Here is a 20829-nt window from a genome sequence, read left to right on the forward strand (position 1 = left end):
CACGAATCCCACGATCGCGGCCTTGGACTAAACGGTTCACATTTCCGTATTTCTCTCTTCTTGCATAAAAAAGAGCCATCCAAAGGATAATAAAGGAAAAAGTTCGGGAGATGAATGATCTTGATATCCTCGCGGAGTCCCGTTTCCTATCCCCGGGAAACGATCAGCGCCGACTTGGCCGAGAATGAAGTGTTGCTTCGGCAAATATTCGAGCATTGTTTCGACATCGTCTTTCAACGTGTCGATTTGTCGGACGAATGTGCAATTCTCATGGTCTACGTCGACGGAATGATCGATAAGAACGTATTCAAATCGCCATTGTTTCAATCATGGCTAGTGGAGAAAACCGGCGCGGGCGACAAAGAAACGGTCGACTATCCGATCTTGAAAGAGCATTTTGCGGTCGTGCGGCCAATCCGAAACGAAAGCCGGTTGCAGGAAATCACCGAATCAATCTTGGGAGCATTCCTTGCTGTATTCGTCGATGGTGAACCGGAAGCGATTCTTTTGGAAACGTCCGGCTGGGAGCACCGGGGAGTCGAAGAGCCGGCCTCCGAGGTGGCCATTCGTGGGCCCAGAGAGAGCTTTACCGAGACACTTCAAACCAATACGAGTCTCATTCGCCGAAGAATTCAAACGCCAAAACTAAAGCTTGAACCTGTTGTTCTCGGTACGTTTTCCAAGACGAAAGTCGTCATCGCTTACGTGGAGGGACAAGCGCGTTCGGACTTAGTCGAGCTCGTCAAACAACGGATGTCCGGCATTCGAATGGATATTGTGCTGGATTCCGGATATATCGAAGAATTCATTGAAGACAAATCATTCAGCCCTTTCCCTCAAGTCATGAATACCGAGCGCCCCGATATCGTGTCGGCCAACCTGATGGAAGGGAAGGTCGCGATTTTGACTGACGGCTCGCCTCAAGCCCTGCTCGTTCCGATGACGTTCTGGACGGCATTTCAAGCCGTCGAGGATTATTACGAGCGGTTTCTATATGCCACACTGGTTAAGTGGACCCGGTTTATTCTGTTCTCCATGTCCTTGTTCCTGCCTTCCATGTATGTAGCGATTACAACTTTCCATCCGCAGCTGCTTCCGACGAACTTTTTACTGAGCATCACGTCGGCTCGCGAAGGCGTTCCGTTTCCGGGCGTCATCGAAGCCTTTTTGATGGAGTTTATGTTCGAAGGCTTGCGCGAAGCGGGAGTACGCCTGCCGAAAGCCGTCGGGTCCGCTGTAAGCATCGTCGGCGCCCTGGTCATCGGGGAAGCCGCGGTCCAGGCGGGAATCGTGTCTGCGCCGATGGTCATTATCGTCTCGATAACCGGGATCGCGTCCTTTGCCATCCCCCGTTACAACATGAGCATCGCGTTCCGCATTCTTCGGTTTCCGCTTCTTCTTATTTCGGGAGCACTTGGCTTGTTCGGAATCGCCATGGGGGCGATTCTCATCTTGATCCACATGGCCAAGTTGGAGTCGTTCGGTGTCCCTTATTTAACTCCTATCGCACCATTCCAACCGGACCAAATCAAGGACGTTATCATTCGCGCTCCCTGGCGGAAAATGATTTCATTTAAGTTCTCGATTATCAGAAGGCCTACACGGAGGTAATATGCGAAGCAAACGACCTGGCTTGCTGGCGGCCATCCTTATCCTGCTTTTGTTAACCGGATGCTGGGATCGCCGCGAATTGAACGATCGAGCATTCGAGTTGGGTTCCGGTGTCGATTGGCTCGAGGACGGAAAATTATTGTTGATCGGACAATTCATGATTCCGACGAAATCCGGAGAAGCAAGCGGCGGAGAGAAAAAAACATACTTTATCGAGACTGGGATCGGAAAGACTGTGTCTGACTGCCTCGTAGACTTGCAGATCAAGTTGTCGCGAAGAATAACCCGTGGGCATCGCCACAACATCTACTTAGGAGAAGTGATGGCGAAGGACGGCATCTCGAACCTAATAGACTCGACGACCCGGGATCCCGACAGCCGGCTCAAATCGGATATTTGGGTCGTGAAAGGGGGGACCGCCCTCGAGTTTATGCAAATGTCCTATCCGCTCGAGAATATGCCCGTTATTGCCCTTTCAAAATTAAGGCGAATTATCGGCAAGCAAACCGGCAATTCGTTATTGGAATTATTAGTAGAGCAAAACGTTGAAGGAAGCGGTTCAACACTTCCTGCCGTCGAAATCCAAAATGATGCGAAACTCCGAAAAAAAACGTTTCATATTTACGGTCGCGCGATTCTTAACCGTAAGCAGCAATTGGCCGGCTATTATGATCGGTTGGAATCCGCTTATCGGTTATGGGTAGTTGGTGAAACGGAAACCTTACAGATCACGACGTCCATGTCGAACGGAAAAGGAGCGTTCAGCGTCACTATCAAACAACCGGGATGCAAGGTGCAGACCAAAGTCGAAGGCGGCCGAGTGGAAATTGACGTCGAATTGAAAGGCAATGCCAGCGTTCTGGAGAGCAATACGACATTAGATCCTCGAAATATCGATCATCTGCGAAAATATGAAGCCGAGTTGAACCGCCATGTCGAGACAGCCACTTTGAACGTGATTCAAAAAGCGCAAAAGCAGTTCAAAGTCGATGTGTTCCATTTCGGACAATCGATCAATCGACAGCATCCCGGAGAGTGGGCAGATTTGAATTCCCGATGGGAGCAAGCCTTTTCTGATGCAAAAATTACCGTTCGTTCGGACGTGAAGATCAGAAGAATTGGACTCCATGGGCAGACTCCCCACAAAGAATAAACCGTAAGGAGCTTGAAATGAAGCTGACGAAATATCAATTGTTTTGGCTATTGTTTTCAATGGAGATTGGTATGACTTTAATGTTAACGATCGGCCCGACGTTCAATGAAGCCAAACAAGGCGCACCGATGGCATTGCTTTTGGCTGGTGTGGTGTCCTTACTGGTTACCTATATCGCGACCAAGCTAAGCCTTCTCTATCCAGAAGAAACGTTCATCGAATACGTCCCGAAAATTTTAGGCAAATGGTTGGGCAAGACGATCATCTTCGCGTACCTGCTTCTGTGGATTGCCGTAGCAGGCATCATCCTGCGCCAATATGCGGATTTCGTTCATTTAGCCTTGTTCTCGGCGACTCCTTTATGGGTTATCGTCCTGTTCATGTTGTTAGTCATTATATACGCGGTGCACGGAGGCATCCATATCGTCGGACGTTGCAGCGAAGTCATCGGACCTATTCTCGTCTTTAACATCCTATTGTTTAGGTTCCTAAGTATTAAAGATTTACACCCCGAGCGTCTGCTTCCGCTTATGCCCACCGCGGGCTGGATGCAGGTATTAAAAGGGAGCGTACCAGCGGCTTCTTTCATGAGCGAATCGTTTATGATCGTAATGCTGGTCGCCTTTCTTGCGGATAAAAGGAAGGCGCTACCCTCCGCTTTGTGGGGGGTTGGAATCGCCGGGTTCATCCTTTTGAACGGCGTCGCCGACGTGTTGATGATGCTGGGCAACACCGTTCCTGCCAAACTGCAATACCCCGTATATACCGTCAGTCAATACATTTCCTTTATGGAATTTATTCAAAACCTCGATATTTTGCTGGTCGTCGGTACGAGCTTCAGCATTTTCATCAAAGTATGCCTATACATATTCATGACGAGCTATGGAACGGCTCAATTGTTTCATGTCCAGAAATGGCGGAACATGCTTTGGATCATCGGCATTCTCGTCTTCGCCGTCGCCCTGTACCCAAGAAACGTAGACGAATCCCAAGTGACTCTCCCCCTCTTCTGGAACGATCTCGCCTTCCCGATTTTCCTAGTCGGTATCCCGCTACTGCTATGGATGATCGGTAGCGCCCGAAATCGGATGATACGATCCGAACAGCCAAAAGCCCCTTGACGGGGGCTTTTGCTTTTCTTTCAAGACCGATACCTGTCATCTTTTGCAATCAACACAAGCAATTTATTCGCAAAATTACTCCTTGTTCGTTAGCCTCACAAGTATCCTAAAAATAACGTTGATAAAGGCTCTACATAAGTCGAGTCTTATCCGGCAAAATGTTTTGCCATATAACCGCCTCCTTTTTAAAGTTATTTTATAAGGGAGGTTCTACGCTACCCTGAAGTGCGAAGCATGATATGATCATTATGGAGGTGACCGAGATGAGTCATAGCGACTACCAAACGATAACAGTTGGTATGGGTTGCTTCTGGAGCCCTGACGCTTTGTTTGGACAACTAACAGGTGTCTCGAGAACGCGAGTAGGCTTTGCTGGAGGAACTACAGATAATCCGACTTACCGACTTATTGGAGATCACACGGAGACAGTCGAAGTAGATTACGATTCAAGCATCGTGAATTTGGAGTCCATTCTAGATGTATTCTGGAGCTCCCATAAACCTGTAAATATCAATGATTACAAAGGTCGGCAGTACAGATCTTTGGTATTATATCGCGACCCGATACAGCAACGTGTAATTCGAGAAGTCATGCAATACAGCGAGGAACAAGGAAATGAAATATTGGACTCCGAGGTTGCTCCTTATACCGGTTTTTATCCTGCCGAGGATAGACATCAGAAATATTATTTGAAACGGTTTCCAGATGCGATAGACAAGCTGAGAACCCTCTTTCCAACCGATGAAGAACTGACGAACGCGACCTTAGCTGCACGCTTAAATGGATTAGCCAAAGGTTATACCAATTTGGAGAAAATAGTAACTGAGATCCGCACTTGGCAGATTAGCAGAGAGGAACAAGAAGAAATCATTCAATTAATCAAGCGGATAAAATGGTAAAAGGCAGCCCCGTGGTTGCCTTTTTTGGCCTTAACCCGCGGACAGCTATCGATCAACGCGCAGATGGTGTCATTGTCATTGTCGTTATTGACGGTCGTCAAACCAAGAGCATTGGAGCTTCACTAAAAGATGTTCAGGATCTTTTGCTGAAAGAAGAATGCATCAATGCCGGTTTCCTAGACGGTGGTGCTTCCTCTGAAATGGTAGTCGGGGGTGATCTTATCACCCACCCATCGAGCCGCTATGGTGAAAGAAGACTGCCATCAGGTCTCCTTATTTTTGAACATCCTGATCAGGTTGAAGTGCCGAACATTTGGGAAGGTGTGACACACATTGATCCGGGTGGTGCTTATGATAATCCAGGTTACCTTGCGGAACATAATCATAAGAATGAGTAAGCTTCACTCAAAATGATAATGGAATGAATCCTTACCTAGCACATTAAATTGAAAACCTTGCTTAAGTAAACCTTCAATAATGGTAGGTAGAGCTTCAACCGTTGTCCTTTTTACTTTTACATCATGCATTAAGATGATTGCTTCTTTTTTATTTTTACAAGCACTTAGTACGGCATCGATGATTTCATTCTTTGGCTGAACAGTCCTGGCTGCATCTGTGGAGCTCACGTTCCAATCCATATAATTGTAGCCCTCTCTGCTCATTTCATGAATAATACGAGGCATGATACCTCTGCCCCCAAAATGTCGGCTAACTTGATTATTGGATCCACCCGGATAACGGAGCAAGGTTGGCCTTACACCGATTGTTTGCTCCAACAGTTTTTCAAGTCGCTCTGTATCTTCGGAGAAAGCCCGAACTGATGCGTAAAGTGAATGATAATTATGTGTATAGGTATGGTTGCCAATAACATGACCCTCTGCATGGATAAGTCGATATAACCGTTTTCCTTCGGTAGATGAATCTCCGATCACAAAAAATGTTGCATGGATGCCATATTTGCGTAAAATATGTAAGATTCGTTCTGTATTCTCAGACGGCCCATCATCAAAGGTTAAATAGGCATGTTTGAGCCCTTGGGAAATAGACATAACAGGCTGAGAAACATGTATGGCTTGATTTGTTGAAGACTGACAACTAGTAAGTGTTGTTAAAATAAGGAAAGCTACAATCGACTTGAATTTTAAAAATATCTTATACATGGACACATCCCCTTAAAAGGATTTGATCCTAGTATGATTGATTAGGAAGTTGTCGAGTCTTCCTTTTAATGGGTTTCGAATGATAAGATGGAATTTAAAAAAGACAGATTATTATCCCTTAGGAGATCGCGTATTTTTGCACACTTATTTTAACTAATGGAAAGCTTAGGTATTAGACTGACCCCGAAAATCGAAGCAGCGACAGCCTTGGACTAGAAAATAAAGTCTTAGACTGTCGCTGTTTTATTTAACTATCGTTCATCGTTAGAGTTCAACGAAGTTAAAAGACCGTTCCAAATGTAATCTTCATCCCGTGTGCATAAGCTTCAGGATTCCTCCGATTGCAGATCAAATCCTTTAACCATAAGCCAAACGGGAAAAATGATTTCGAATATCGCTCCTGGAATATACAAAACGGGTCCGATATCTTGGCCGGTGATCGCCAGACAGCTGCTTGCCAACAATGCCACATAGCCGATAAAACCGATGACGGACAAAAATCGTGGAACCAACTTCGATCGATAGAGGATATAACAAAATAATAAGCTGCCCAAGCTCAGCACGGTCATGGCCATCTCAAAGAACATAAAATGAGCTTCTACTGCTAAATTACCTATTGTTTGAAAGTAAGAATCACCGGCAGTTCCTGCGGCAATGAAATCTTTGCTCAGCACGATGAGTACAAGTGGGCCCATTAAACTTATGATGAGCAAAGAAGATTCGATGATCCGAGAGCCGAAGTACCCCAGCGCAAACGCTTCGTTATGCTTCTTTAAAATGGGATAAAGAAGCATGGCAACCCCAACAACCGCCACAGCGTTTATGAACTCCAAAAACAATCCAACAAACACGTTTGTTCGGTCCTGATACAAACCGGCGAGAAAATCCGGCCGATGTAGAACTGGATCCAGAAGCCCGTTGCCTATCATGAATGCACCCGTCGCCACCAGAAACAATACCCCTATCAATCTTGCAATCTTTATCATGTTTATCTCCTCTTGGCTCTTTTTAAAAGCAGTATACCTTGAAGAGGACTGGGGACTGTAGACACTTTAGTGTGGTTTATGGTTGTTCGGGAACAAATTCAGCTCACTGGCACGGGCGATCGCTTCCGTGCGTCTTTGCACCTGTAATTTTTCGAAAATCCTGCGATTGTGCCCCTTGACCGTGTCTAAGGCCAAGAAGAGTTTCTCGCCAATCTCCCGGTTCGAGAGTCCCTTGGCGATGAGCCCAAGCACCTCGATTTCGCGTTGGCTGAGCGGCTCGAACAGGCGTTCCTTCATTCCGTGTTCCAGGACCAAGCGTACACGCTCGAGACCGAGTTGCGCTTCACGGAGTGCCGGAAGCGGCAGATCGCCGGCCAGCCGCTGAGCTCTTTGGTAACTTTGCGCAGCCAAATCGGGCTGATTTTCCGCTTCCTGTATTTGACCTAGTCCGATAATGGCCATTATAGCCATCAATTGATGACCCATCGTTTGGCTGTTCGAGATGGTTTCGTTATAGGCCTCACGAGCTCCGGCATGGTCTCCTAGCCGTTGGCATGCGACACCCAGCATCCAAGCGGCTGCCGTCCGAATAGGGAGATTATCCGGACGCAAATACTCCAATGCACGGCGTGACTGGGCAATAACGTTGTCTATCTCGTATTTACCGCCAATCCAAGTATCCCTTGCAGGGGCAATGAGTCCGACAATTTCATCGGTCTTGTCTTCTGGCTCCGTGCTTCGCATGGCCGCTTCGGCTACCTGTAATTCTAGATCGGCACCATCAGGATTACCGGCCATCGTCAACGATGCCAATGTAGCCCGGGTCGCAGCAATCAGTCCGATCAGGTTTCTGATGCTGACGTCCTGTTCCACGCCTTTCAGAGCAGCCTCTGCCGCTCGAAGTTTGTGTTCAACACCCGTCGGCTTGCCCGCAATCAGTAGAGCTGAACCATACATCACCCATAACGCGGGTCTAGCGTCTAGTTCCACGGCAGGTATCGACTCTAACCAGTTCAATGTAGTGCCCGTAGCCCCCCGAAGATGCAGCGGCATCCCTTCCCCTTCAAGCAGTCGTGCGGCGCGCTCGATGTCACAGGATTCCACGGCATGGCGAAACGATTCTATCTCGAGGTCATTGTCTTCATACCAGACACTTGCTCGTTTATGCAATTCCGCGATATTGCTCCCGTCCAGACTTTCCTGCAGCCGTCTGCGGAGTAAATCGGCAAACAAATGGTGATAACGATACCAACGTCGTTCATTGTCCAAGGGAATGACGAACAAGTTCTTGCGTTCAAGATAGATTAAGGTTTCCTTACCGGAAATCGTGGGATCGAGCATAACTTCATCGCAAAGAGAACCGCACAGGCTGTCGAGAATCGATGTGCACAGTAAAAAGGTCTGTATTGCTTCGGGTTGCCGTTGCAGGACTTCTTCCACTAGATAATCCAGCACGAAATGATGTCCTCCGGTGAAAGACTGAATGAATTGATCATCACCGTGATCTCCCTGTATGGAGAGCGCAGCCAAGTGCAGGCCCGCAACCCAACCTTCAGTGCGTGATTCCAACGCAGCTATTTTATCCATGGACAGATTTAGGCCCATTACTCTGTTCAGAAATCCTTCTGCTTCGTATAGAGTAAATCTCATGTCGGCTGCGCGCAACTCGGTCAATTGGTCACGAACCCGCAATCGAGCCAGCGGAATGCGTGGATCCTCGCGGGTCGTCATGACAACGTGCATCTGCGTGGGTAGATGGTCAAGCAGAAAGGACACAGCATCGTCGACCGGCTTAGAACTCGCCGAGTGATAATCGTCAAGGACGAGTAAGAAAGGAGCTGGAATGGCCGCAATTTCATTAAGAAGAGCTGTCAGAATCGACTCGATCGGCAGCGGTTGAGGAGATTGAAGCACAGCAAGTACGTCTTGTCCTATATTCTCCGCAAGTGTTTGTAGAGAGGAGATCATACAGGTTAAAAAACGGTGAAGTTCATTGTCCCCTTCTTCGAGCGACAGCCATGCCGCATGCCGCCCGCAGTCTGCGAGCCATTCACAAACTAATGTAGTTTTGCCATAGCCCGCAGGTGCAGAGATAAGGGTCAATTTGCGATGAAAACCCTTGCTCAGCCTATCGGTCAATCGCCGGCGGAGAACCGCTTTCGGTCGCGGCGGGGGGATAAAAAATTTGGTGGTCATAATGGGTGTATACATAATTTTAACTTACCACCGCCAATTTCCATCATCGAATGGGTAACGTTAGCCATATATAAGGAGTAATTCAACACTGATTCTCAACAATCCTCCCCCCGTTAGCCGTTCATGCAGCGCAAGACCAGCGCTGCACCACAGAGGATGAAAATGGATAAAATCTGTCAATACTTCTACTATGGCTGGGTGAAGAAGGTCTATAAACTCCAATCATCTCTTTTCGTAAAGCGTCAAAATGCATATGATAAGAAAAATGGCAGGTCGAATGCAATCATTCGTCTGCCCTGTCTGAAGTTGAATTAATCAATAAATTGTTTGGTTTGACAGAATAATCAAACCACATATCATGGATATCTTTGAACAGTTTTAATTGTTGTCACCAGAGCCAGATGTCCTACTGCAAGATTATAGTTTACTATTCAAATTACTTGTTTCATATATCAGAATAGACCCATGGTCGTCATCCGGTACAGCATAAAGACGCAGCTCTTGACCGGCGTTCTCCACGAACACCGGATTACGGGTAATTACGTGTCCTTGCTGAGAAAACTCAGTGATGGGTACTTCATGAATCATATCCAACGTTTTCGTGTCTATCAAGGCTAATCCACCCAGCTCGTACGGCTTGGAATTACGACTTGCAGGATTGACCAGCTCAGAGATACCGCTCAAAATCATTTTCCCTTCGCCTACATAATGACCATCTTGATAATCCACAAAGTGACTCGAGTTTTCTTTTATAAGCAGCTGCTGCCCATTTTGGTTCCATTCATAGAACTTGCGCGAACCCCAGCTGTTACCAATAAGCTTTCCATTTTGACCGTCACGGACCAATCCTCCGATATGATCATGGACTCGGAACGATTCTTCTGCTTTCATAGTCTTAGGATCTACTTTGTAAACAATAGATTGGCTGTTGGGTCGGTATTCGGCGACAGGTACCCATATATGATTACCATCGAAATCAATACCGCCTGGGTGATAGATGTTCCCTTCACCCAAGGGCATATCATTCACAAGCTTCCCCTGTTTATCAATAACAAACAGGTGACCGATTCCCTTTCCATGAGTACGGTCATAACCGTGCTGGGGCTGGTCATATTTTACTGGCTTTTCGATAAGTTCAACCGAGGACAAATAAAAGAGGTCCCCGATTCGAACCATTCCTTGTGAGTGATAGTTGTTAAATTGTAGATCAATCTTATCTTTTTGCTCCCATTTCGTGTTACGTGTAAGATTTCGGAACTGAGTGATGAGTTTCTGGTTATCCATATGTGCTTGTCCTTCCACAGTTAGACTGGGTTCTATTGATTGTGCTTTTGTATCTTGAAAGTTCAAAATTTTTCAACAGGGAAACCCCTTAAAGCTCTATCCCGGATAGAAATTCAGAATGAATCTTTCCGTTTGAAGCAACCAGTGTGTCATGATGCAGCTGATACGGATTACCGTGATTGTCGGTTACTTGACCTCCTGCTTCACGAACAATCAACACTCCCGCCGCATTATCCCAGGGATGTAGACCACTATGCCAGAAGCCGGTCAACCTCCCCATGGCGACCCAGCACAAATCGAGACTGGCTGCCCCGTTCATCCGCAGATTGCGGCAGTTTCCCGCCAGCTTGTCCATCTGCTTCAAAAGAACAGAATTAGGTCCCCATTCCTCAGCCTGGAAGCCTGCGGCAAGCAAAGATTCGCCTAATCGTTTTTCTTTTCCCGCTTGGATGGGCTCACCGTTGCGGAAAGCTCCAAAATGTTTTCTGGCATGGAATAATTCATCCGTCAACGGGTTATAAACGACACCGATGAAAGGCTCCTGATCCTGAACAATGCCTATCGATACGGCAAAATGGGGAATTCCGTGGATAAAATTGGTGGTCCCATCGATCGGATCAATAATCCAGCCTAAGCCTGATCCCTTTTTCTGCAAGGCTTCATAGGAATTCACCGTACCGTTATCTTCTTCCGACAAAATCCAATGGTCGCTGTAATCCTTTAAAATATGATTCCGCAATAATGATTCGCTGAGCATATCCACTTTAGTTACTAAATCGGAACCGTTCTTTTTCTCCTGAATGTCTCCTAAATTGCCCACTCGCCCGCGAATAAGATCCCCTGCTTGTTTGGCATACGCTATTGCTGACTGTAGTAAGGTTTGTTCACTTGCTTGATTCATCATTCATTCATCCTTTTTCAACTAGCATACTTTGTTTTAATTGAACCAGCGCCTTAACATTCCTAGTCGTAATCGAAGCAACTCCCATATCTGCATACTGCTTCATCAAGTGTTCTTCATTCACAGTCCAAACGTAAACTGGCAGTCCTTTGGATGTGGTATAATCCAGCAGTTCCGGGCGAACAAACTTGTAAGCAATATTGATGCCAAAGCAAGCAGCGGTCAGCGCGTCCTGACAAATTTGCTCTACCAAATTCTTGTATTCCAATGATAAAAAAAGACGTGCATCGACATTAAGCAGTTTTCGTATTTCCGGATTCGATCTCTGAGCCTTCATCGCCCGATCTTTCTCGCAACCTGACAAAAAAACTTGATCCAAGAGATTATGTTTTTTCACCAAAGCAGCCACAGGTTCGATGCTTTCATCGACTTTCAGGTCCAAATTCGCGATTTTGCCGGAAGCGTGGATCAGGGGCAGCATCTCTTCCAGCTTGAACAGGCGAGTGGTTTCACTGTAATTTTCATGGGAGACTTGAAACTGCAGCTCGCTTAGCTCTTTGTAGGTCATTTGAGAAATATGGCACTTTCGATTGTCCGATATATTCCAAACATCATCATGGGCCAGTACCGGAATACCGTCCTTCGTTACTCGCACGTCTTCTTCAACGATGTCCGCTCCGAGCTTGAGCCCGATTTCAACGGACATCAAGGTGTTATCAATCGTATTCATACTTCCGCTGTGGGCAGTAATAAGTGGAAATGGATAGGTCATTCGTATGAACCTCCTTTCACCGATCAAAGTAAATAGCGTTCGTAAAAGCTATCAGTGCGTGAACGCCGCGAACCGTTCCCCACAACTCTGCTTGAAGCCATAGAAGCCCGTCACCGGATATATCAGGCGTCACTAGCCCATGTACATCAAGTATGATTCGTCTCATGATAGTTTCGCGTTCTCTTCTTTAATCATGCTCCGGATATAAAAATACCCCATCACGGAGCATAGCAGGAACGTAAAGAAAGCAGTCGCTGCAGCCAGTTGTCTTTCCTGGAATACGTTGAAAATCTGCTCCATCGATACACCCAGCATTTGCGGTGCGTTGGGTCCAAGCAGAAAGGGAGCCGTAAACGAACCGAGAACGCCCATAAATGCAAAGGTGACCGCAACGAGCGTGGTTTTAAAGGTAAGAGGCAGCACAAATCGGAAAAAGATTCGCAAGCCGCCGGCTCCAACGTCCTTCGCGCTTTCGATAACCGAGTTCGGGACTCCGGATAAGGCGGAACCGAGCAGCATGGTCGTAAACGGAATATTAAACCACAATTGGGCGATAATGATCCCTTTCATATCGAAAATGATGCGCGGCAGCGGTCCCGCATGCGCCGTCTCCAAAATGCGGGCGATCCAACCATGGTTGCCCAGCAGCTGGATTAAACCGTACGTAGCGATAACGGACGGAATAAAGATGGGAATCATGTACGTTTTGCGAATCAAGCCAGCCAATACTCCGGTATTGAATCTCATATATACGGCCAGCGCATAGCTGATGATCAGCACGAGAATGACGGAAATGATCGTAACTTCCAGTGTGAAAATGATGTTTGACCGCATCAGCTTATTTGTAAATAAATATTGATAATTGGACAAATCGTAGCCGCCGGCCTTGTTGGTTAAGCTTTCCTTAAACGAAATGACAATCGGAATGACAACGGTGACGAACAGCAATAAAAAAGAGGGGATTACCATAAGTAATCCCAATAACCCCATTTTTACCTGTTTGCTCATTGGGCAGCAACTTCACTTTGCCAACGTTTATTTATCTCTTTGTCCAGTTCGCCGATATTGAAAGAACGGAATCCTGCTGCAGCACCTTTGAAAGCGTCTTGAACGTCTTGCGGCATACTTGAAAGCTGGATGCCCGGGAAGCCGTGCAAGTTATCGACGACGACGGCTTGTGCTTCCGGAGACATGACGTAGTTCAGGAATTTATATACAGCCTCTTTTTTCGTGGAAAGCTGAGGTACCATCAAATAGGCAGGTCCTCCGTTAAACCCTGGCGTAATTTGCGTCATTTTTGTCGATTTTGGCAGTTGGCCTTTAGCGGTTTGATCGAGAACCATATCGGACCATGCCGGAATCATGTCAACTTCTCCGCTAGTGAGCAAATCAAGCGTTCCTTGATTTTTCTTCGGATATATGCCTTTGCCGTACACATATTTTCCGAGATCCTTCAGCATCGCAAAACCTTGGTCCCATTGCTTCAGAATGCTTGGATCGGAACTGTGAATCGCTTCAGTCGGCAATGATTTATAAATTGACGTCGTTACAAAAGAGCTGCCGGAACCGCCGGTGGACGGGTCGTTATAAGCGAATTTTTGCGGATTCGCTTTGATCCAAGCGTACAATTCGTCCAAGTTGGCCGGAGGTTTTTTTACTTTGTCGCTGTTATAAGCCAACACGACAGCGGATGAACGATATGGAACAGCCATATTGGAAATATCTTTCATCGTCGAAGGATCAACCTTGCCCAAGTTCGAAATTTTATCGGTGCTTACTGTCTCCCAAAGACCGTCTTTTTGGCCGCGCGTCACAGCTGCCAAGGAGTCTTCAAGGATATCGATATCGCCTGAGCCTTTATTCGCTTGCTTGGCAGCAAGAATGCGGTCATATGTCGGTTGGGATCCTGTGCCGGATGCAGTGAATACCAAATTTACTTTCACATCCGGTACTTGTTTCTCGAATTTAGGAATGACTGCATTCCAGAAATCCTTAACGTTTTGCGAGCTTGTCACATAAAGCGAAATTTCTACAGGCTGTGCAGCAGGCTTGGAGCTTGCAGGGGTCTCTTTCATGCCGCAGCCTGCTAATACAGTACCGGTGATGGTGAATAGAGTCGTAAGCATAATGGCGGTTTTCTTGTTAAACATGGATAAATTCCTCCTTAATAATAGTTAGGATTCCGGAAAAGCTATTACTTTTGCAAAGATTACATTTACTTCTTGGCCAGTATGAAGTTCTTTGACGTTATGACGCGGTTGAAAGGCTCGAATAGTTCCGTGATCCCTCAAATGAATTGATACTTCAGCATAATGCCCCAGTACCATAATCTGCTTGATCGTTCCTGAAAGGCCTTGTCCTTCATTGCCATTTACGATTACATCTTCAGGACGAATTGCCAGTTTCACATTTCCGGAAAGCTGTTTGTAATTCGGGAATGACTGTTGCCCAACGCTCACCCGATCGCCTGCTACTACCCCCTTAACAAAATTCATTTTACCGATAAATTGCGCGACGAAGAGCGAATTGGGCTCATCATAAATATGCTGCGGCGACGCAATTTGCTCGATGTGTCCATGGTTCATGACGACGATGCGATCAGAGATCGACAGCGCCTCCTCCTGATCATGGGTGACAAACACCATGGTCAGACCTGCAATGGCCTGGATTTCACGCAATTCTTCTCTCATCTCGTGCCGAAGTTTGGCGTCGAGTGCGGAGAAGGGCTCATCCAGCAGCAGAACGGCGGGTTTCAACAGCAGCGATCTGGCAACTGCGATCCGCTGCTGTTGACCGCCGGAAAGCTGAGACGGATATTTGTGCTCCGACCCAGGCAATCGGACGAGCTTCAGCACTTCGGATATCGCTTGATCGATTTCGGCCTTCTTCATTTTTCGTAATTTTAAGCCGAACGCCAAATTTTCGTAAACGGTCATATGCGGCCAAAGATTATAGCCCTGGAATACCATTGAAGTCGGGCGTTTTTCCGGAGGAGCCTGCAGAACGCTTTTGCCTTCAATGAGAATGTCGCCTGAATCCGGGTCGAGAAACCCGCCTATGCTGCGCAGCACCGTCGTTTTGCCGCAGCCGGACGGACCAAGCAGCGTGATCAACTCGCCTTTAAGAACATCGAGCGAGATCTCGGATACACCTTCTCCGGTTTTATAGCGTTTTGTCAGTTTTTGTACTGAAAGTTGAATATCCATATTAACCACCTTTTTTATCTGATCCGTTGTCGCTGTCATTTGATTTGAAATCCGCTGGACATAATATCCGCGCTGACGAATCGCTGCGCGACGAGCAGCAGAATGATCGTTGGCGCCGTTAAAATGATCGAGAATACAGCTCCGGCATATGCAGGATAGTCGGCGATGATCGAATACATGACGACCGGCATCGTTTTATAATGAGGGATGCCAACCAGGAATGTGCCTTGCGCCTCATCGAGCGAATTCAAAAACGTAAAGATCGAAGCTACAATAATGCCCGGCATTGCCATTGGAAGCGTGATGCTGCGAAATACTCGAAATGGACTTGCTCCCACATCCCTAGCTGACTCTTCTTGGGCAGCATGAACGTTACGGAACGCGGCCGTCGGAATCCAGGTCATGAACATGAGCACGTTAATCATATGAATCAATACGACGCCTACCAAAGTGTTCATTAAACCAAGCTTGTAGAACAGAACCGCAATCGACACATACAGCCCCATTTTCGGAAATGCGTGCGTGAGCAGAAAGGAAAACAGGAAGAAGCGGCTGAGCGGGAAACGGATTCGGGCGAACGCGTAGGCGGCCGGAATACAGAGTACAATAGACAATGCAGTCACGATCGAAGCAATAAGAAACGACAATCCAATCGATTTAGCGATATCCTCCTGATGGAGTACAAACGTCCACCATTTCAAAGACCATTGGTGCGGAAGTACATCTGGATAGTTCCATGTGCCGGTGAAGGCCAAAATGGCCAAATTCAGCAGAGGTCCTAAGAAGAAGATAATAAATACTACAAGAACGATAAATTCAATAATTTTACGAGGACCTAGCCCTTTTAAATACCAACGCATAAGGAATTCACTTCTTTCAGATGAAAAGATTTATTTATGATTAATCCTCCAATATTTTTGCTTTTGTAGAATTTCTGATTTTAAGTACAGCAGAAAACACTTGCATTTTGGTCTGTCTGGTATGTCCATGTATACATTCGTCTAGCATCAATACCGCCTCATGGCCCATTCTTGTTTTGGCGCTGTGAACGGTAGTTAAAGATGGATTGGACATCGCCGCATAATCAATATCGTCAAACCCTACGACTTCAATGTCTTTGGGGACTAGCAGCCCTTTTTCGTAAATGGCCTTTATTGCTCCCAGTGCAATCATGTCGTTTGTTGCAAAAATGGCTTGGAAATTATGGGAACGTTCCCATAAAGTTTGAAAAGCTTTGTAACCTTCTTCAAATTGCGAGGAATCAGCGTAGTAAATTTGATTTTCATCTAATTCAATACCGTTTTGGTTATATGTCTTCCGAAAGCCTTGTAACCTTAAAAAGTGACTGCGGTGCTCCTGAGGTCCGGCTATGACGGCAATTCTTGTCAGTCCGATAGACAGCATGTGTTCTGCTGCCAGCTCTCCGCCTTGCTCATCATCATTGACGAGGTGAATCACGTCAATGTCATCGGATGTCCCGTTAACCATAACAAACGGAATTTGTGAGTTCTTAAAATAATAAACCAATTCCTGATTCAGCCGGCTTATCAGTATAAGCCCATCCACCCGTTTCTCTAGCAAAAAATCCGCTGACCTGCTAGTTATTTCTTTATCCGTCATGACAAATATCGAGTACCCTAATTCCGATGCCTTTTCCAGTATAGCATCCAATATTTTCCCATAAAATGGATGGGAGGCAATCGGATGATGCTGTCGGTAAATAATAACGCCGATATTTTTGGTGTGGCGGGAAACCATGGCACGGGCTATAGCATTGGGTTTATACTGCAGTTTCTCAATGGCAAGGAGCACTTTTTCACGAGCATCCGAACCTACATAGCCTGTATTGGATATCACGCGTGAAACGGTTGACTTCGATACCCCCGAAATATTTGCAATGTCTTTGATCGTGTAATTCAATAAATAAAACACCTCTTTTCATGTGGGAAGGTTCCCACATCTCCGACTAGTAATTTAAAATTTCTTATAACATTATTCTACTGATGAATTGTTTGAAGACAATTAACTATGTATGAAGACATTGTAAATTGTTCTAAGTAAATAGAGAGGCATATCCAACGATAGAATTCGCCTTTAGAATGATACGGTGAACTTAGACATATAGGGCGATTTTACTTTGATGCTGTTAGGGGAAATTGAGTCAACAAGCCTCTCTTAAGGTTTCTTTTAGAAATAAGCTCTGGCACCGTTACTAAGGAATATCCTTTTTGCTTCAAAAAGGTGATAATCTGCGGAAGTGCTTCCTCCGTGTTTTTCATATTCCCTTTTTTCCGGCCTGCAAAGTGCTGCAGAGGTACATGTAAAAAGACACATCGGTGAAAGTCCTGGAAATTGCGCCGCCAGGGGTTCAAACGGATTCCAATAACGATCCGAGTTCTATGCTACTAGCATCATTCATTGAAGAAACGATTCAGGTACTTGGTACGGATGCGGACGAGGTTATAGTGGAAGAAGCGAAAATGTTTCGAAATAACCCGGGCCCGAACGAAGGTATTTTTGTAACCCAGTTAAACAATATGATGTTTGAACCGCCCAGCTTGCTGCACAATTTCATAATGGACCTCATTTTCTTCATCTTCTTCACATGAACATTGTACGAATGCATCGATTGGAACTCCGAATTCGTCATCACCATACTCATGGTCGCCATTTCAATACGCCTAATAATCTAATGAACTATGAGCGAAGGCTACCGAAACAGTCGGTAGCCTTCGCTCAACTTAACGAAAAAAATTATATAAGTCCTATTTAGGGTCCCGCCAACATTTTAATTAAAATATAAGAAAGCACGGAGTACCGGATGGATTCAATAAAAGGGCTCAGACCCGTTGAGACATGGGAGTGAAAACCTCCAGGGGCGGCGTAGAGAATGCGTGCAGTAGATTGGTAATTAATGGGGTTGCCCTACTCCCCTGTCTTTTGCATCTGCTCTACCCCTTTGCGCATTGCGTTCCAGGCAAGGGTTGCGCATTTGATTCTGGCTGGGAATTTGGTGACGCCAGACAATGCTTCGATATCCTCGTATTCAAACACGGAGTGCTCGCCTTTCATCAGGCTTGAAAAGTTCTCAGCAGTTTTGAGCGCTTCTTGAAGTGTTTTGCCTTTGATGGCATCTGTCATCATCGAAGCGGAGGACAGGCTGATCGAGCAGCCTTCGCCAAAATATTTCACGTTCCTAACAACGTTGTCCTCAATTTGCATTTGCAGCGAAATTTTATCGCCGCAGGTTGGGTTATTGAGATTGATCGTCACCACCGCTTCGGGATCGAGTTGCCCGCGATTGCGTGGATTTTTATAATGATCCATAATTACTCTGCGGTATAAATCATCCAATTGCATGACCGAAGCACTCCTTTGTGTAAGATAGTCCACTTATTGTGGCGTAAGTTTTGTATAATATTTTTTAAATTTGACTGAATAAATCAAAATATAGATAACGACCAGAGCAGCAAAAGAATTTAACAGAACCAATGAAAAGTTCAAACTAAAGAACTGCGTTAAAACACCGACGCCGATAGGAGGAATAATGAATCCAGCATAAGCGCATAAGTAAAATGCAGAAATAACTCGCGGACGTTCTTCCGGTTTCGGCAATTGACCGGCAAACCTTAAAGAAGCTTGAAACGTCCATCCGGCACCGATTCCTTGAATGAGCATGCCAGCACAGAGCAAAAATAGATTCCCTGTCTGCCCCGAAGAGACAATGATCCACGGCCCAATCGCCAGAAATACGATGCCTATGCGCATCCGTGCAACGGGATTTTGCACCCAAGGAAAGAACTGCATCAAGGCAGCCACGCCTAACAGCATGAACATTAACAATCCTGCTGTAGAGAGATTGGAAGAGTGAATGACGGTTTTGACGAAAGATGGAATCAAAGATAACACAATTCCGCCTAACATGAAAAAAGTAAACGCCGGAAGTCCGATAAATGACCAGAAATGGAAACGAATATTGTCGGGAACTCCGAGCGAAATCTTAGCACTTGCCGGTTTCTGTGCACCTTCGAGCTTCGGTAACATTTCCAGCAATACCAAGGAACTCAATAGCATGAAGAGTAAAAACCAAAATGGCATCCGAAGTGGCTGAATATGCACATATTGCACGACTAAGCCGGAAATGGCCGGGCCCATGCCGAAACCAACATTTACAGCTACGCCTGAGAACTTGAGTGCAGTACCCATTTTATTGGTTGAGGTTTGTTTTAATAAAAAAGCAGTAGCTGTACCTGTAAAGGCGCCATAAGCTATGCCTTCCAATATCCTTGCTGCATAGAGCATCCAGACGTTTTGGCTCGCGATAAAGAGCAGTGTCGACGCGATAGAAATCCATATACTTATTCGAAGCACCCTTTTCAAACCCCAGGAGCTCCCTTTGGCTCCCACGATCAGCAGAGTCGGCAATAAGATAGCAGCATAAATAGCAAACAAAATAGTGATTTCCAGACTGCTCATTTGATAATTCTTCCCATACAGAGGGAACAACGATGAAATATAAGTCGCTCCGCAGGACATCATAAGAACAATCCAAAGCATTCTTTTCATATCAGGTCTCCTTTGTAAAAGTAATATAAATTAAGAATCATAAGATAAGTGATTCTTCTCCTTTTTCCTACCTTGAAGATCTTATTGTGTAGTTCCCCCACCCATCGATATTTGTTTCAAAAATTGACAGCCTCTGAACTCTTCAATAGAATGAAAGAGACAGGTCTGTATCTATTCATGTACACATGATACAGACAGATCTGTCTCGTGTCAACACACTAGAATATACTAAGAGGGAGAAGGTTGCTAACATGCAAAAAGAATCCGCTAAAGTACGGATTTTACAAGTTGCTTCCAAATTATTTTACTCCGAAGGAATACGTGCTGTAGGAATAGATCGGATTATTGCTGTGTCCGGGGTTGCCAAAGCCAGTTTTTACCGTAACTTTGCAACAAAGGATGACCTTGTAGTTGCATTTCTGGAACTTCGTCATCATCGAATGCTAACTAGACTCGAAGAAATAAAAAAGCAGAACCCGGATGAGCCTGTCGAACAGTTATATCAGTTAGTTAAAAGGTTGTCGGAGGGCATAAGGAAACAAGATTTTCGTGGATGTCCCTTTACGAATACGCTGCTTGAGTTCCCCGATGCCACGCATTCTGGACACCAGGCGGCTTTGAAGTGCCGCATGGAAAAAGAAGGTGTGATCGCACAAATTGCACGCAAAGCTGGGGCCAGAAATCCTGAAGCATTGGCAGCTCAGTTGGAAATGCTGTACAGTGGTGCTGTCGTGGATACCTATCTCTTCAAACCTGAAAATGATAGCAACAATTTTTATGACGCGGCGATGATATTAATTCAAGCCCAGCTCACTAGCGCCTAAGAAGTGAACTGTCTTTGGAGCCTATAATGATCGAGGGGAAGATGTAATCATCGCAATATCAACGTTCAAGTAATTGATTAGCCGACGCTTACCTGTGCTGAGCTGGTTCAGTATTCATCTGGAATGGTCAGCTTGCCAGTCAATTGAGCC

At 45.8% G+C, this 20829-nt stretch carries 21 protein-coding genes and 1 pseudogene; 7 read left to right on the plus strand and 15 right to left on the minus strand.

The window, feature by feature from the left end; genetic code table 11:
- The first annotated feature begins 120 nt into the window (after positions 1–120).
- The 5 genes from AC58QC_RS02115 (at position 121) to AC58QC_RS02135 (ending at position 5182) form a co-directional block, all read left to right on the plus strand.
- The gene (locus tag AC58QC_RS02115) at positions 121–1611 is read left to right on the plus strand and encodes a spore germination protein (protein ID WP_497413555.1); all 1491 of its coding nucleotides are present in this window, start codon (positions 121–123) and stop codon (positions 1609–1611) included.
- A gap of 1 nt (position 1612) precedes the next feature.
- Positions 1613–2764 (plus strand): Ger(x)C family spore germination protein, encoded by a 1152-nt coding sequence (locus AC58QC_RS02120; RefSeq protein ID WP_497413556.1) that lies wholly within the window; start codon positions 1613–1615, stop codon positions 2762–2764.
- Positions 2765–2781: 17 nt separating this feature from the next.
- Positions 2782–3885 (plus strand): GerAB/ArcD/ProY family transporter, encoded by a 1104-nt coding sequence (locus AC58QC_RS02125; RefSeq protein ID WP_497413557.1) that lies wholly within the window; start codon positions 2782–2784, stop codon positions 3883–3885.
- A 263-nt stretch (positions 3886–4148) separates the two neighbouring features.
- The gene (locus tag AC58QC_RS02130) at positions 4149–4784 is read left to right on the plus strand and encodes a peptide-methionine (S)-S-oxide reductase MsrA (protein ID WP_497413558.1); all 636 of its coding nucleotides are present in this window, start codon (positions 4149–4151) and stop codon (positions 4782–4784) included.
- A complete protein-coding gene (locus AC58QC_RS02135) occupies positions 4778–5182 on the plus strand; it encodes a phosphodiester glycosidase family protein (protein WP_497413559.1) in 405 nt (134 codons plus the stop codon). The genes AC58QC_RS02130 and AC58QC_RS02135 overlap by 7 nt, the downstream gene beginning before the upstream one ends.
- A 3-nt stretch (positions 5183–5185) precedes the next feature.
- Here the strand turns inward: AC58QC_RS02135 and AC58QC_RS02140 are convergent, their stop codons facing one another.
- The 12 genes from AC58QC_RS02140 to AC58QC_RS02195 form a co-directional block, all read right to left on the minus strand.
- Positions 5186–5944, minus strand: coding sequence for a polysaccharide deacetylase family protein (locus tag AC58QC_RS02140; protein ID WP_497413560.1), 759 nt, complete (start codon positions 5942–5944; stop codon positions 5186–5188).
- A 326-nt stretch (positions 5945–6270) separates the two neighbouring features.
- A complete protein-coding gene (locus tag AC58QC_RS02145; protein ID WP_497413561.1) occupies positions 6271–6930 on the minus strand; it encodes a DUF4386 domain-containing protein in 660 nt (219 codons plus the stop codon).
- A gap of 66 nt (positions 6931–6996) precedes the next feature.
- A complete protein-coding gene (locus tag AC58QC_RS02150; RefSeq protein ID WP_497413562.1) occupies positions 6997–9141 on the minus strand; it encodes a helix-turn-helix transcriptional regulator in 2145 nt (714 codons plus the stop codon).
- A 402-nt stretch (positions 9142–9543) separates the two neighbouring features.
- The gene (locus AC58QC_RS02155) at positions 9544–10410 is read right to left on the minus strand and encodes a DUF6454 family protein (protein WP_497413563.1); all 867 of its coding nucleotides are present in this window, start codon (positions 10408–10410) and stop codon (positions 9544–9546) included.
- Between the two features lie 88 nt (positions 10411–10498).
- Positions 10499–11314 carry an inositol monophosphatase family protein gene (locus AC58QC_RS02160; protein WP_497413564.1) on the minus strand — a complete coding sequence of 272 codons (816 nt, stop codon included), beginning with the start codon at positions 11312–11314 and terminating at the stop codon, positions 10499–10501.
- A 4-nt stretch (positions 11315–11318) separates the two neighbouring features.
- Positions 11319–12083, minus strand: a complete 765-nt coding sequence (locus AC58QC_RS02165; RefSeq protein ID WP_497413565.1) for a glycerophosphodiester phosphodiesterase — start codon at positions 12081–12083, stop codon at positions 11319–11321.
- A gap of 16 nt (positions 12084–12099) precedes the next feature.
- Positions 12100–12249: a hypothetical protein gene (locus AC58QC_RS02170; protein WP_497413566.1), complete on the minus strand. Its 150-nt coding sequence runs from the start codon at positions 12247–12249 to the stop codon at positions 12100–12102.
- The gene (locus tag AC58QC_RS02175) at positions 12246–13091 is read right to left on the minus strand and encodes an ABC transporter permease (RefSeq protein WP_497413567.1); all 846 of its coding nucleotides are present in this window, start codon (positions 13089–13091) and stop codon (positions 12246–12248) included. Before AC58QC_RS02175 ends, AC58QC_RS02170 begins: the two co-directional genes overlap by 4 nt.
- Positions 13088–14233, minus strand: a complete 1146-nt coding sequence (locus tag AC58QC_RS02180; protein WP_497413568.1) for an extracellular solute-binding protein — start codon at positions 14231–14233, stop codon at positions 13088–13090. The genes AC58QC_RS02175 and AC58QC_RS02180 overlap by 4 nt, the downstream gene beginning before the upstream one ends.
- Positions 14234–14257: 24 nt before the next feature.
- Positions 14258–15289 carry an ABC transporter ATP-binding protein gene (locus AC58QC_RS02185; RefSeq protein ID WP_497413569.1) on the minus strand — a complete coding sequence of 344 codons (1032 nt, stop codon included), beginning with the start codon at positions 15287–15289 and terminating at the stop codon, positions 14258–14260.
- A 35-nt stretch (positions 15290–15324) separates the two neighbouring features.
- Positions 15325–16149 carry an ABC transporter permease gene (locus tag AC58QC_RS02190; protein ID WP_497413570.1) on the minus strand — a complete coding sequence of 275 codons (825 nt, stop codon included), beginning with the start codon at positions 16147–16149 and terminating at the stop codon, positions 15325–15327.
- Between the two features lie 40 nt (positions 16150–16189).
- Positions 16190–17209 carry a LacI family DNA-binding transcriptional regulator gene (locus AC58QC_RS02195; RefSeq protein WP_497413571.1) on the minus strand — a complete coding sequence of 340 codons (1020 nt, stop codon included), beginning with the start codon at positions 17207–17209 and terminating at the stop codon, positions 16190–16192.
- A gap of 416 nt (positions 17210–17625) precedes the next feature.
- Here AC58QC_RS02195 and AC58QC_RS02200 point away from each other — a divergent pair, with 416 nt between their 5' ends.
- Positions 17626–17898, plus strand: coding sequence for a hypothetical protein (locus tag AC58QC_RS02200; RefSeq protein WP_497413572.1), 273 nt, complete (start codon positions 17626–17628; stop codon positions 17896–17898).
- Here AC58QC_RS02200 and AC58QC_RS02205 read toward each other — a convergent pair.
- From AC58QC_RS02205 to AC58QC_RS02215, 3 genes and pseudogenes are all read right to left on the minus strand, one after another.
- Positions 17844–17972, minus strand: a pseudogene (locus AC58QC_RS02205) (IS110 family RNA-guided transposase); the annotation flags it as partial. The gene AC58QC_RS02200 and the pseudogene AC58QC_RS02205 sit on opposite strands and share 55 nt — an antisense overlap.
- A gap of 242 nt (positions 17973–18214) precedes the next feature.
- The gene (gene sufU / locus AC58QC_RS02210; RefSeq protein WP_497413573.1) at positions 18215–18649 is read right to left on the minus strand and encodes a Fe-S cluster assembly sulfur transfer protein SufU; all 435 of its coding nucleotides are present in this window, start codon (positions 18647–18649) and stop codon (positions 18215–18217) included.
- Between the two features lie 33 nt (positions 18650–18682).
- Positions 18683–19855, minus strand: a complete 1173-nt coding sequence (locus AC58QC_RS02215) for an MFS transporter (protein WP_497413574.1) — start codon at positions 19853–19855, stop codon at positions 18683–18685.
- A gap of 251 nt (positions 19856–20106) precedes the next feature.
- On the opposite strand from AC58QC_RS02215, the gene AC58QC_RS02220 reads away from it, so the two are divergent.
- A complete protein-coding gene (locus AC58QC_RS02220) occupies positions 20107–20679 on the plus strand; it encodes a TetR/AcrR family transcriptional regulator (protein ID WP_497413575.1) in 573 nt (190 codons plus the stop codon).
- Positions 20680–20829: the final 150 nt, after the last annotated feature.

Source organism: Paenibacillus sp. J22P51 (genome assembly GCF_059692215.1).